Below are 12,798 nucleotides of genomic sequence, written 5' to 3' on the forward strand. Positions count from 1 at the left end.
GCACGGAATAGTGCAGGTCCTGGGCAACCACTTCCAGCGTCGGCATGGCGGGAAGGCAATCGGCGAGGAATTGCCTGACCCGGTGGCAAACCATCTGGTCGGCAAAGGAGACGAAGATCCAATCTTCCGGGGCGCGCGCCAGGAATCTCTGCAGGTCGGCCTTGCGTTGCCGCACGGGCATATCCAGGTAGGCCGCCTCGAAACGCATGCGTGTCTGTGCGCTACCGAACTGAACCGGCCCCGGAAAGAGAAAGAGGTAGTCCGTTGCGTGCGCGGGACGCGCAAAATCGAACTCCGCCGCGATCAGCGGGATCCGCTTCCCAACCAGCCATGACGCGATGCCGTGCACCAGCTTCATGATAAGTTCGCGACCGAGTTCGGTCACGCTGGGGCCCGCCGGATCCACCACCATGGCAACCCAGGCGCCTTCGCCGTCGCGGCCCGAATCCAGCCGGAAATCATCCAGGATCAGGTGGAAGAACTGGCCGAACCGGTGCAGCGCGACTTCCAGCCGCGGGGCGTCGAGCAGGCTCAGGCAAAGGTATTTCAGCGTGCCGTTGCGCAAGGGGCGGCTGAAGATGCCCGGCATTTCGTCGTCCAGTTCGGTCGCGAGCAGGCGATATAGCGTGGAGAACTGCTCCTCGGTCACGCGGGAGCCAGGGCGGCGCAGCAAGCCGTGGGGGATGCCAGAGCACTCCGCCAGCCGCTCAATGGCGGCGGGATCGGCACCCGACAGGAAGCCGTTGACCAGCGAAATGGGAACCGTGCCAGAAATATGACTCAAGGGTGCGTCGACGTCCGGACCGCAACGTCATTTCCGGTGTGACCAGGGGGCATTTATTTTGTCATAAGCTGGACTGGCTCGTCACTTTTTTGGCTTTCCGACGATGAGGGCTCTGTCGCAGTCAGGGAGCGAGGCAAGCAGCGCCCCTGGGGTACAGCTGGCTTATGCTGCCAGTGATTAAAATTGCTCTGCAGCGGACGGATTGGTCCCTTCGCTGCGCCACAGTATCAGCACCGAATCGGATGGACCCGTTAAGGCGGCCCCGCCCTCCTGCCAGCGGGTCAAATTTGCTTGATTATCACCGCAAGTGATTAATTGCATCCCTTGAGAGCGGATATGGATTGCGAACACCGTCGCGCGGGCTCAAATCCTGGCTCAATCTAGCGCAGCGCGAATGAGTTTCTGCACAAGCAATTCATGTTGCTCCAACGCCTCATCAAGCGTGCAGGCTCCATAGCTCTCGTTTTCGTCCGCCACCTTCCCGACAACACGAGTCACGAACAGTGGCGTGTCCCTATGTGCTCGCTCAGACACTCCGCGGAAGCGGGTGGTGACCACGACGCCGCAGTCTTCCAACAGCGTGCGGCGGAAGATCAGTTCGTTTTCAGCCATCCAGCGCGACCACTCGCCCTGGTCCAACACCTGGACAGGCCGGTTCTTCGCATCCAGGATATAGAAACGACTCCATCTGGGTGGTACCGATCGGGATCTCATAGGAAAATGATCGGGGGCGTCGCAGCCCGTCGATACTGAATGATCTTCCTAAAGGGTAGTGGAGAACATGCCCCCACCGAACACTCACAGAGGATATTCGGCACGCTCCCGTGCATCTTATTCGATAGGCGCATGGCTCGGGACAAGTGACCATCATCGAAGCGGATGTGCTGCGAGCACGGGTCCGTACAGGATGTGCCTAGCAACCCGAGCCCGAGGGAAGCCACCGGAGCGCTAGCTTGCGCACCTTCCCCGGCTGCGCGAGGATTTCCTGGCGCCCCTTGATAGTTGATCTGTCACTGATTGAGATGGCGGCCACCACGAGGCAGCGGGGCTCCTCCCCCGCCCCGCACTGGTCTGCTATGCAGGAGCCCACCAACGCTGCAGCCAGCGCGCGCAGCTATCGAGTAGGAAACCCAGCAGCCCGATCATCAGCACGGTGGCAAGCAACTCCGAGTACGCCAGCCGATCGCGCGTATCAAGGATGAAGTAGCCCAGGCCGGCATTCACCCCCAGCATTTCAGCCGGCACCAGCACAATCCATACGACGCCGATCGACAGCCGCAGCCCGGTCAACACGCTGCCCACTACGCCCGGTAGCACCACCCGCATCAGCATCTCCCAGCGCGTGGCGGCCAGGCTGCGGGCGAGCGTGATCCAGCGGGGGTCAAGGTTGCGCACCCCGGCGGCGGTATTGAGCAGAATGGGCCAGACTCCGGCGAAGGCCAGCAGGAACAGCACCGGGCGGTCGCCCACGCCCAGCACCATCACGACCACGGGCATCCAGGATAGCGGCGAGATCATGCGCAGGAACTGGAATGCCGGCGACACGGCGGCATCCACCAGCGCCGCTCCGCCAACCAGCAAGCCCAGCGGCACGCCCACGGCAAGTGCCATCCCCAGTCCCAGCAACACGCGCCGCAGGCTCACCAACGTATTCTGGGCAAAATCGGGCTGGCACAGTAGTTCCGCCACGCTGGCCAACGTGGCGCCCGGCGTGAAGCGCGTGGCCAGCCCTTGTGCCTGCCCGGCACCAGTGGTCAGCCACCACAGCAGGAGCAGCACCGCCAGGCCGGCCAGTCCCGGCCACAGCCGCGCCGCCACCGAGCGCATCATGCCGCTGGCGGACCAGGCATCGTTGGCAGGCTCGTTCACGCTGCAATCTCCTCCTGCCGCAAGAAGCCCTCGCCGAAGCCGAAGGCCTTGAGCCCACCCACCTCGGCCAGGCTGCGGCGCACGAAGCGATCGTCCACCAGCTCACGCGCGGCGCGCTGCGGCTCCAGCCCGGCCAGGAAGGCACTATTGCCCTCGATCAGCGTGCCCTTGAGCCGGCGCACGAGTTCTTCCGTGTAACTGGGGTAGGGATAGGGCTGGAAATCGATGCGCTTGTCGTTCCAGTCGGCATGATGAATGGCGCCGCTGGCCAGATAGCGGGCACGCTCGCCCGCATCGGGAACCAGCACCCGGCGCAACGCGTCCAGCGTGTGTGGCGTGTAGCGGTTGGCGCCATCCTTGGACAGGAGCGCKGCCGCCTCGGCGCGGTTGTCCTGAGTCCAGCGCTGCGCCTTGACAATGGCATTGACAACCTTCTGCGCCCACACCGGGCGCCGCTCCAGATCCTGCTGGTGCATGAACACCACGCAGCAGGCATGATTGCGCCACACGTCGCCAGTGAAGCRCAGTATCTTGCCGATCTTCATCGTCTCCGCTGCGGCGTTGAACGGCTCGGCTACGATATAGCCCTCGATCTGGCGTGAGGCCAACGCGGGCGGCATATCGGATGGCGCCATCACCACCAAGTTGACCTCATTGGACGCCAGCGCCCCGCTCTTGCGGCTCACCGGCACCAGGCCGTCCTTCTTCAGCATCGTCTGCAGCACGACGTTGTGAATCGAATACCAGAACGGGATCGCTACCGTCTTGCCACCCAGGTCGCGCAGCGATCCGACCTGCGGCGCCACCGTCAACCCGGAGCCTCCGACGTGATTCCACGCCACCACCTTGGCGGGAACCTGGCTGCCAAAGCGCGCCCAGACGGTCATCGGCGACAGCAGATGCACCACATTGACCTGGCCGGAAATGAAGGCCTCCACCAACTGTGCCCAGCTGCGCAGCAGCGTGGGCTTCTCGGCTTGAATGCCTTCCTTGTCGAAATAGCCATTGTTGTGCGCCACCAGCAGTGGCGTAGCATCGGTAATCGGCAGGTAGCCGATGCGCACAGGTGCATCCGGCTCGCTGGCCGCGCGTGCGTTCAGTGCATTGAGCAGCGGCAGAGCACCGCCAGCGGTAAAAAGCGCGGAGAGCTTCAGCAGCTCGCGCCGGGACATCGGAACCTGGCACATCGTTGACCTCGTCTTGGTGTTTCGTGGTGTGTGTCGCGCTGCCTCAAATGGTGGCGGTCTGGTGCTGCGGCGCTGGATGCGCTGCCAACGCGGTGGAAGTCCTGCCGCCGGGCCGCAGCAGGCTGCGCAGTGCCCGTACGATCTCCACGCGTAGGGCACCCAGGGCCTCGACCTCCGCCTCCCGCGGATGGGGCAACGCGATGCGCCATTCGCGCAGCACGCTGGCCGGCTCGCCGGGCGCGGCCCCCAATAGGACGATGCGGTCGGACAACAGCAGCGCCTCGTCAATGTCGTGGGTGATCAGTAGCGTCGCCGGGCCGTACTCGCGTACCATGCGCAGCAGCAGCGCCTGCATGTCGGAGCGCGTGATCTCGTCCAGCGCGCCGAAAGGTTCGTCGAGCAGCAGTGCCAGCGGTTGGCGCGCCAGACAGCGCGCCAGGGCCACCCGCTGCGCCATGCCGCCGGACAATTGCGCGGGAAAGAGGTGCTGCGCATGGCTCAGCCCGACGGCAGCCAATGTGCGCGCCACACGCTGATGACGCCCTGCGCACGCCAAGGCTGGCTGATGCCGAAAGTCCAGGCCGAACCCCACGTTGCGCGCCACGGAAAGCCATGGCAGCAGGCAGGCATCCTGGAATGCCACGGCAATGCGTGGATGCGGTGCGTCCAGCACCTCCCCCTGCATGCGCACCCAGCCTCGCGTGGCCGGCTGCAGGCCGGCCAACAGGCGCAGCACACTGGACTTGCCGGCGCCGCTTGGGCCGATCACCGACACCACCTCGCCGGCTGCCAGCCGCAGGTCCACCCCACGCAGCACCGTGCGCGACGCCGCGCCGCTGCCGTAGACCAGCGTCAGGCCCTGCCCTTCCAGCAGCGCTCCGCTCATGCCGCCACCCGGGGGCCTAGCACCGCTTGCCTCGCCAGCTCGGTCTTCAGTTGCACCAGGCTGGGCGTGACGATGGGCAGGAACGCCGCCTCGCGCCAGCGCCGCGCAAAGCCATTGGTACGCGCGTGCAGGTAGGCTGCACCGCCGCGCGCTTGCAACTCCAGTTGCATCGCCGACGCGGCCAGCTCCACCAGGCGAATACGGATGCCAAACAGCGTGCGGGGAGCAGCGAGGAAGTCGCCGACTCCCAGTCCATCATGCAGCGTGCGTGTCTCGCCGACGAGCGCGGCGGCAAGCGCATCGAGTTCTTCATCCAGTACGGAACGACCGCTTTCGACACCGTCGCGTGCCGCCGCAATGCCGCGCCGGGCCAGACCGATCGCCAGGCCGCACTGCAGGCCCAGGAAGGCCGGCCGTACACGCGGCAAGAACTGGTGCGCGTCTTCATGCAGCAACCAGCCGGCATCCAGTGCGACGCCGTCGAAGCGCACCGACGCGGTATGACTGCTGCGCAGGCCGATCAGGTCCAGGTCTTCGCTGCGCGCCACACCCGGCAGGCCCGAAGGAATGGCATAGACGGCGGCACATCCGCCGGATGCGCTGGCCGCAGTCACTGCCACCGCAAAGCCCGCGGGATGCAGATTGGTGGCCCAAGGCACCACGCCATCGATCAGCCAGACGTTGCCCGCCTCGCCGCCGCGCGCGGTCACCTGTAGCGATTCGATGCCGCCAAGGAACTTCATGGCATTGGATAGCCCGGTGGCGCCGGCAAGGCGGCCATCCAGCAGCGCGCGCAGGCAGCGCTGCGCCAGTGCGCGGTTGGGTGTCTGCAGCAGGTATTCGACGAAAGCGCGCTGGCCCCACAACACGAATGCCGCCGTCTGCGAATACTCGGCCACTGCCGCCACTGCCTCGACAGCATCCGAGAGGGTGCCACCATTGCCGCCCAGGATCTGCGGCACGCCGACGCCGAATAGGCCGGCCTGAGCCAGGCGTGGCAGTACCTCGCCCGGGTCGACGGTGCCGTTGTCCAGCCCGTCGGCATGGGCGGCCAGCCATTGCGCCAGATCCGGCGGCAGCACGCTTGAGAATGTGGAGAAAGTCATCGGCGTTCCTCTGCGATTCAGTGACGTCAGGCCGCGGCAGGTGTCCACCGGTACGCTTCCAACTCGGGGTTCAAGGGTGTCTGCGCCAGGCTGTTGCCGAAGTTGCACAGCGTGGCCAGGCTCACGCCCAGCACCACATCCAGTGTCTGCGCCGCGGTGAAGCCTGCTGCCAGGAAGGCATCGAACGCGTCCTGCGGCACCGCGCCGCGCATGCTGATCACGGCGCGGGTGAAGTCGGCCAGTGCCTCCAGCCGGGCTTCGGGCAACGCGGCCTGGGCGCGCAATGCGCCCACCGTGTCAGCATCCAGCTTGGCCTTCTTCACCGCGATTGCCGTATGGCCGGCCACGCAGAAGCCGCAGCCATGCGTGGTGGCAGCGGTGAGCTGCACCACCTCTCGCTCGGCCAGTGTCAGTGAGCCGCGGCTATTGATCTCCGACACGGTCAGGTAGGCCTCCAGCGCCGCCGGCGCGTTGGACAGTGCGGCGATCAGGTTGGGCAGGTAGCCGTTGTTGGCGATGGCGCGCGCCACCAGAGGGCGGCTGGCTTCGGGGGCGGTCTCGGCGGATTGCAGCGGGATACGGTTCATGGCGTCACGTTGGGATTAGGTGGAACACCAGCCGATTTTGCGACGAGTGGCTGCCAGGCGCCATGCGCGAGCGTCGCGATTCCCTGCCATTTCGTCTGCGTTTCGCTGGCCGGTGCGCCATGCCCGCCCAGGGGGAGTGCTACGACAGCGACAGCCGCTGCCCCTGTCGCCGCATGGCTCCCGGCTGCAAGCCGGTTACCTTCTTGAAAGCGCGCGCGAAGGCCGCCTCCGAGCGATAACCAACACGCTCGGCCGCCTGGGCGATGCTGCATCGGCTGCCCAACAGCTGCTCGGCCACTTTCATCCGCAGCAACAGCAGGAAGGCAGCCGGCGACTGCCCGCTAGCCTCGACAAAGCGTTTGCAGAAGGTGGCGCGGGACATATGCACCAACGCCGCCATGGCCTCCACCGTCCACGCCCGTTCAGGATGCCGGATCAGCGCCAGCATCAGGCCCGAGAACTCAGCGCTGCGCAACAGCGGCCACAGCCCCTGCGCCACGTCGTCGCGCGCGGCGAGGTGGCGCACCACATAAAAGAACAGCAGATCGATCAGCCGCGCGATCAGCGGCGAAGGCTCGCTGCCGCCACGCCGTGCCTCGGCGAGGATCAGATCAAACAAGGCGCGGGTGGCAGCCAATCCGTCATCGGCATCGTCACGCTCGCCGCCCTCGCCTCGTAATACCAAGTAGTCGGGGAACGGTGCCAGCAGCACCTCGCTCAGGCCGGGGCGGAAATCGAAGAAGCCGCAGGCGAGTCCGGTCGAGGACAGCGATGGCGGCAAGAGCGCATCCAATGACAACATCTCGCTGTCTGCCACGCAGGCCTGCGGCTCGGCGTGTGGCCCCAGATGGTGTGGCACGTCGCGTAGGAAAAACACTGCATCGCCTGCCCGCAGCTGCACGGGGGCCATATCGCCGGGCAGGTGCAACCAGCAGTCGCCATGCAGCACCAGATRAAACCCTGCACGCAAGCGTCCAGCAACCGAGGCGCGCCAGTTGCCACAATACTGCCCTAAGTGAAAGAGGGTGGTCTCGAGTTCGAGGCTGCTCAGAACCCAATGGACCACGCGATCCGTGTGGTTCATGACGTGCTACAAAGTTTGCCGCGAAGACGAGCGCAGCATGCCTGCCGAACATAACGCAGGCGCCGTGCGGCACGGAAGGTACTTATACGTATTTGCTTATGCGGACTAGCGATAAGGCCAGCTTCGAATTCGAAATCAGAGTTGGCTAGAGAGCCGAAGCCCGGTGTATTCCATACTCCGCCCCTAGTACACACCCGTCCGAGTAAGCGTCTACACAAGTATTCGTAGGAACGTCGTGGGGAGGCCATGCTGGAATCGGCGCTGGAGCGCTTTCCGATTCCAATCGCTCGCGGCGCTGGACGATGCGATCGTTGCTTAGGCGGCGCCGCTAACACTCGGCGTTTCCCTGAGCAGTATCGTGATTCCGAGTGATCCTGCTGGCGGTGAGATTGAGCTGCCGACGTTGCTTGCCGGCGCGCTGCCATTCTCGCCGGGGAAGGAAGAGCCAAGGAAGAAACTATGAGCAGCAAAAATCGCCACTACTTCATGTTCCACTGTGGGTCGATCGGGCCGTGCCGCGCGCCTGTACCTCGACGACACCGTCCCCACCGAACCGCTGCTCTCCCCGCCCTACGCCGACCTGGTCGCGCTGGCCGCGAGCCGAGTTGCACGTCAGACGCGGCGTGCCGCATGCGTGGCGGCGCGCTCTGCCATCATCACGTTGCCATAGGCGCATGCAGAGAACACTCTCCCGCAAGTGACCGCTTAGCCACCGCCCCGAACGCCCCCACCAGTGCATTCTCCGTGTTGGTCAGCGAGGCCATCACCAGGGGATATCGCAACGAAGTACGGGATTCCGTCACGTCGATATAGACCACGCCCAGTGCCTGCACCCTTGTCATGGCCCTGGGCACAATGGCAATGCCCAAGTTCCCGGCAACCAGCGTGATGATGGTCTGCATCTGTGACGCTTCCTGAACCACGCGCGGAAAAAATCCCGCGCGCTGGCAAGCCGCCAGAATTACCCCCGAGTAGCCCGGCCCTTCCGCGAAGGGGAACGCGACGAAGGCTTCGGCCTTCAGCTCTTCCAGTCGCAGGCGCTTGCGCCTGGCCAGCGCATGCGCCGCCGGAACGGCGACCACCAGTGTTTCCTCGCACAGGATATCCAGGCTCAGGTCCCTGGGCTCATACACCGGCGGCACCACGATGGCGACATCCGTATCGCCGCGCCGCAGCAGCTCCAGCTGTTTGCCGCTGCTCTCGCCTGTCAGGATCAGCTTGACCGCGGGGTACTCCTGCTGGAATCGCCTGAGGATGTCCGGCAGCACGTCAAGCGCCGCGCTCGGTACGAACGAAAGCCGCAAGGTCCCGAACATGCCGCTAGCCGCACGCCGCGCCGATTCGACCGCGATCTCGGCCTGGGCAATCGTCCTGCGCGCCTCCACCAGGAAGACTTCCCCGGCCGGGGTCAACCGCACCATATGCCGGTTCCTCTCAAGCAGTTCGGTGCCAATGGTTTCTTCCAGCTTCTTGATGGCCACTGTCAGGGGCGGCTGGGACATGTGCAACGCCTCGGCCGCGCGCCGGAAGCTCAGCAGCTCGGCCACGGCGACAAACTGTTGAAACTGGCGCAAGTCGGTCACGGTGATTCACTTTATGTATCAAGGACAGCTTTGAATAGTATTTGGAATATCAGGGCTTTGCAAACTACAGTGAGCCCATAGAGCAAAAACGCAATAGCCCCACAGGACCACACAATGCGCCCCTCCCTGCTTGAAGAACTCACTCCCGTTCCAAACCCGTACCCCATCGTCTCCACCCTGGCCTACGAAGATGTCTGGGGCCTTTGCGAGCAGGCCCGTGCGCTGGCGTGGGACCCGACGCAGATCGACTACTCGGACTTGGAGCAGGCCGACATTCCTGCGGAAGTGCGCGAGGCTGGCGGCGAGTGGTGGAGCCTGCGCGCCTGGATGGAGCACGGCGCCATTCCCTACGGCGCCGAGCGCTTGCGCGATGCGATCTTCGAGCACCAGCCGTTCGAGGTGAAGCAGCACGTCGTCAACTTCATCGCCGAGGAACTGCGCCACCACGAGGCCTCGTTCCGCGTAGCGCGTGCCATATCCGGCTACCAGGAGTCGCCGCGTTCGGACTACTTCCGCGCCATCATCCCCCGCTTCCACGATGAGCGCGATGAGAAGCAGATGAGCTTTTTCGCCGGCCTGGCGGTGAACACCTTGTTCGAGCAGCTATCCGGCGAACTGCTGCAGGCCCGCTACGAGAACGCGCGCTTTACGTCCATTAGGACGGCCTGCAAGCTGATCCTGCGCGACGAGGCGCGGCATATCCAATTCGGACGCATCATCATGCGGCGTTTCTTCTCGGAAATATCGGCGGACGACAAGGCGCTGCTCGGGCAGAAATTCGCCAAGAAGCTGCGCGGCAGCCTGCTCAATGGGGTCTACGCTGTCGTCAACCTGCCAGAGGACGAGCAGCGGCGCGCGGGCCGGGCACGCGCCCTCGCTGCCGAATACGGCCTGGGCGCCACGCATCCCGAGCAAGAGATGGCGATCATTAAGCGCTCGCTGGATGAGATCCGCGAAGACGTCGGCTGCCATGGCGTGGAGATCCCGGCGATTGCCGAAGTCGACGAAGGCAAAGCCCCGCTGCTGTCCTGAGCGTTCCGCGCCGACCGCGCGTCATTCTTCCTCTGCCTTGCTTATGCTGACATCTCTTTACCGGCTGCTTGCACTCGCCGTAGCAAGCACCACACTGGCCTTGCCAGTGCCCGCCGTCGCGCAAGTTTTTCCGGACCGCGCCATTCACCTCGTCGTGCCCTATCCGCCTGGCGGCACCGCCGATATCCTGGCCAGGTTGCTCGCGCAGCGGCTCGCCGAACGGGTGGGCAAACCTGTGGTGGTGGACAACCGCGCGGGTGCCGGCACCGCCATCGGGAGCAAGTTCGTGGCCCAGGCAGCACCCGACGGCTATACGCTTCTGATGGGCACGGTCAGCTCACATGCGATGAACCCCGCGCTCAATCGTGGCGTGGGCTATGATCCGCTCAAGGACTTCACGCCGATCTCCCGCGTGGCATCCGTGCCGTTTGTCGTGCTGGAGAACCCGTCCGTGCYGGCAAAAACCATGGGCGAACTGATCGCACTGGCGAAAGCCCGCCCCGGCCAGATCACCTATGCATCGGCTGGCGCCGGCACTTCGAACCACCTCGCGGGCGAGCTGTTGGCCAAGGCCGCCAACATCCAGCTGCTCCACGTCCCATACAAGGGTAGCGCGCCTGCCCTGGCCGACCTGCTTGGCGGCCAGGTCAACCTGATGTTCGACCTTCAGGTCACCGCCAAGGCCCAGATCCAGGCCGGCACCGTCCGCGCCCTGGCCGTCACAGGAGCGCACCGCAGCAGCTTGCTGCCGGGCTTGCCCACGGTCGCCGAGTCTGGCGTGCAGGGCTTCGATGTGACCGCCTGGTTTGGAATCTTCGGGCCGGCCGCCATGCCCGCCCCCGTTGTGGAGTCCTCAACCGCCATCTCGTCGCTGTCCTCAAGTCCCCTGAGGTGCGCCAGCAGTTCGCCGCGCAGGGTGCCGAAATCGAATGGAGCAGCCCCGAGGCGTTCAATATCTTCGTGCAAAGCGAGTACACCAAATGGGGCGGCTTGATCCAGAGCAAGCACCTGGCGGCGCAGTAGCCCATGCACGCCCCATCCGCCTCCGCCCCCGAGCGTTACCCATCCTTCAAGGCTGCCGTGCATGGCAGCGAGATGGTCATCGCATCCCAACCGCTGGCCGCGCAAGCGGGGCTCGACATCCTCGCGTGCGGTGGCAATGCGGTGGACGCCGCCATCGCTGCGGCAGCCGCCATCGCGGTGGTCGAGCCTACCAACAACTCGATCGGTGGCGACGCATTCGCCCAGGTCTTCGCTGGCGGCAAGCTGTATGGCCTCAATGCCAGCGGCCGGGCACCGATGGGTATCGACGTCGCTCGTCTTGCCAGGCTGCCCGCGATGCCGCAGCGCGGATGGGATAGCGTCACCGTTCCCGGCGCCGTCTCGGCCTGGACCGCGCTGGTCATGCGCTTTGGCCGGCTCGATCTCGCTACCGTGCTGGAGCCCGCGATGCGCTACGCACGAGCCGGCTTCCACGTCTCTCCCGGTGTCGCGCAGAAGTGGCGGGAACAGGTGCCCAAGCTGCGCAGCCAGCCGGGCTTCGAGGCGGTGTTTCTCCCCGGCGGCGCAGCGCCCGTGGCCGGGGCGCTGTTCCTGCAGCCGACGCTTGCGCAGACGCTCGAACGCGTGGCGCGCACCAATGGCAAGGACTTCTACACCGGCGAGACCGCCAGGCGAATCGCCACGTTCGCCCGCGAAACAGGCGGTGCCCTTAGCGCCGAGGACTTACGCCTGCACGCACCCGAGTGGGTCGATGCCATACAGGCGCCCTACGGCACGCTACAGGTAAGCGAGCTGCCGCCAAACGGCCAGGGCGCGGTGGCACTGTTTGCGCTGGGCGTGCTCGCGCATCACGATGTCGCGCGCTTGCCGGCCGACTCGGCGGCCTCGCTGCATCTCCAGATCGAGGCCATCAAACTGGCGTTTGCCGAAGTCGGGCCGTTGATCGGCGATACGGACTACGCAATCGGGCAGGTACGCGACCGCTTGCAAGCCCCCTGCCTTCAGGCCGCCGCGGCACGCATCAATATGCGGCAAGCTTCGGATTTCGGCCACACGTTCGGACCACTGGCGGGCACGGTCTACCTTGCGGCAGGCGACCGCGATGGCATGATGGTCTCGCTGATCCAGTCTAACTACATGGGATTCGGCTCGGGGATCGTGGTGCCCGACGCCGGTGTTTCGCTGCAGAATCGCGGCGCATGCTTTTCCACCGATGCCGGTTCCCCGTCTTTCCTCAGGCCCGGCAAGCGGCCCTTCCATACCATCCTGCCGGGATTCGCCTTTGCCGGCGACGGCGAGCCGATTGCCTTCGGCGCGACCGGCGGCACATTCCAGCCGCAGGGCCACGTCCAGATGATGGTGCGCCTGGACGATTACGCGCAGAGCCCGCAGGCCATTGTCGATGCACCGCGCTTCAAGGTCGGGCCGGGGCGGCAGGTGGTGCTGGAACCCGGTTTTCCTGCCGATACCGTCTCGGGCCTCGCCGCCCTGGGCCACCACGTGGTCGCCAGAACCGAGAGCACCTGGGACTTCGGGGGCATGCAGATCCTGCTCAGGAAGCGTGGCTCGTATGTCGGCGCCAGCGATTCCCGCAGGGATAGCCATATCGCGGTCAGATAGGGGCTGCTGTCTGGTGGGAGGTGCCCCACGTGGATCTGGCGGGTCAGCATGCGGGACA

The 12,798-nt window shown here is 65.2% G+C and carries 12 protein-coding genes; 3 read left to right on the forward strand and 9 right to left on the reverse strand.

The genetic code is table 11. The features are described from left to right. The 9 genes from AC1DS3_RS09190 to AC1DS3_RS09230 all read right to left on the reverse strand — a co-directional run. Window positions 1-757, reverse strand: a 757-nt coding sequence (locus tag AC1DS3_RS09190; protein WP_477127072.1) for an AraC family transcriptional regulator, incomplete at its 3' end; no start/stop codon positions are given. Between the two features lie 402 nt (window positions 758-1,159). Then, window positions 1,160-1,498 carry a hypothetical protein gene (locus AC1DS3_RS09195; RefSeq protein ID WP_441637216.1) on the reverse strand — a complete coding sequence of 113 codons (339 nt, stop codon included), beginning with the start codon at window positions 1,496-1,498 and terminating at the stop codon, window positions 1,160-1,162. A 360-nt stretch (window positions 1,499-1,858) separates the two neighbouring features. Further along, complete coding sequence (locus AC1DS3_RS09200) at window positions 1,859-2,611, reverse strand: ABC transporter permease (protein ID WP_441637376.1); 753 nt, start codon at window positions 2,609-2,611, stop codon at window positions 1,859-1,861. Window positions 2,612-2,649: 38 nt separating this feature from the next. Further along, the gene (locus AC1DS3_RS09205; protein WP_477127057.1) at window positions 2,650-3,840 is read right to left on the reverse strand and encodes an ABC transporter substrate-binding protein; all 1,191 of its coding nucleotides are present in this window, start codon (window positions 3,838-3,840) and stop codon (window positions 2,650-2,652) included. Window positions 3,841-3,883: 43 nt separating this feature from the next. Then, window positions 3,884-4,726: an ABC transporter ATP-binding protein gene (locus AC1DS3_RS09210; RefSeq protein WP_441637220.1), complete on the reverse strand. Its 843-nt coding sequence runs from the start codon at window positions 4,724-4,726 to the stop codon at window positions 3,884-3,886. Further along, complete coding sequence (locus AC1DS3_RS09215) at window positions 4,723-5,832, reverse strand: acyl-CoA dehydrogenase family protein (protein WP_441637223.1); 1,110 nt, start codon at window positions 5,830-5,832, stop codon at window positions 4,723-4,725. The genes AC1DS3_RS09210 and AC1DS3_RS09215 overlap by 4 nt, the downstream gene beginning before the upstream one ends. A gap of 26 nt (window positions 5,833-5,858) precedes the next feature. Then, window positions 5,859-6,419 carry a carboxymuconolactone decarboxylase family protein gene (locus AC1DS3_RS09220; protein WP_441637225.1) on the reverse strand — a complete coding sequence of 187 codons (561 nt, stop codon included), beginning with the start codon at window positions 6,417-6,419 and terminating at the stop codon, window positions 5,859-5,861. Window positions 6,420-6,558: 139 nt separating this feature from the next. Next, window positions 6,559-7,503, reverse strand: coding sequence for a cupin domain-containing protein (locus AC1DS3_RS09225; RefSeq protein WP_477127058.1), 945 nt, complete (start codon window positions 7,501-7,503; stop codon window positions 6,559-6,561). Between the two features lie 656 nt (window positions 7,504-8,159). Beyond that, the gene (locus tag AC1DS3_RS09230; protein ID WP_441637229.1) at window positions 8,160-9,086 is read right to left on the reverse strand and encodes a LysR family transcriptional regulator; all 927 of its coding nucleotides are present in this window, start codon (window positions 9,084-9,086) and stop codon (window positions 8,160-8,162) included. A gap of 114 nt (window positions 9,087-9,200) precedes the next feature. On the opposite strand from AC1DS3_RS09230, the gene AC1DS3_RS09235 reads away from it, so the two are divergent. The 3 genes from AC1DS3_RS09235 to AC1DS3_RS09245 are packed head-to-tail and all read left to right on the forward strand — an operon-like array spanning window position 9,201 to window position 12,740. Further along, complete coding sequence (locus AC1DS3_RS09235; RefSeq protein ID WP_477109570.1) at window positions 9,201-10,118, forward strand: ferritin-like domain-containing protein; 918 nt, start codon at window positions 9,201-9,203, stop codon at window positions 10,116-10,118. A 43-nt stretch (window positions 10,119-10,161) separates the two neighbouring features. Next, on the forward strand, window positions 10,162-11,112 hold the full coding sequence (locus AC1DS3_RS09240) for a Bug family tripartite tricarboxylate transporter substrate binding protein (protein ID WP_477127059.1): 951 nt from the start codon (window positions 10,162-10,164) through the stop codon (window positions 11,110-11,112). A 32-nt stretch (window positions 11,113-11,144) separates the two neighbouring features. After that, window positions 11,145-12,740: a gamma-glutamyltransferase family protein gene (locus tag AC1DS3_RS09245; protein WP_441637237.1), complete on the forward strand. Its 1,596-nt coding sequence runs from the start codon at window positions 11,145-11,147 to the stop codon at window positions 12,738-12,740. Window positions 12,741-12,798: the final 58 nt, after the last annotated feature.

The sequence above is a fragment of the Cupriavidus sp. 01L46 genome (assembly GCF_056399905.1).

Coding starts and splice junctions, on each gene's coding strand:
- AC1DS3_RS09195 (WP_441637216.1), bottom strand. CDS start 1,498: ATGAGATCCCGATCGGTACCACCCAGATGGAGTCGTTTCTATATCCTG.
- AC1DS3_RS09200 (WP_441637376.1), bottom strand. CDS start 2,611: ATGCGCTCGGTGGCGGCGCGGCTGTGGCCGGGACTGGCCGGCCTGGCG.
- AC1DS3_RS09210 (WP_441637220.1), bottom strand. CDS start 4,726: ATGAGCGGAGCGCTGCTGGAAGGGCAGGGCCTGACGCTGGTCTACGGC.
- AC1DS3_RS09215 (WP_441637223.1), bottom strand. CDS start 5,832: ATGACTTTCTCCACATTCTCAAGCGTGCTGCCGCCGGATCTGGCGCAA.
- AC1DS3_RS09220 (WP_441637225.1), bottom strand. CDS start 6,419: ATGAACCGTATCCCGCTGCAATCCGCCGAGACCGCCCCCGAAGCCAGC.
- AC1DS3_RS09235 (WP_477109570.1), top strand. CDS start 9,201: ATGCGCCCCTCCCTGCTTGAAGAACTCACTCCCGTTCCAAACCCGTAC.
- AC1DS3_RS09245 (WP_441637237.1), top strand. CDS start 11,145: ATGCACGCCCCATCCGCCTCCGCCCCCGAGCGTTACCCATCCTTCAAG.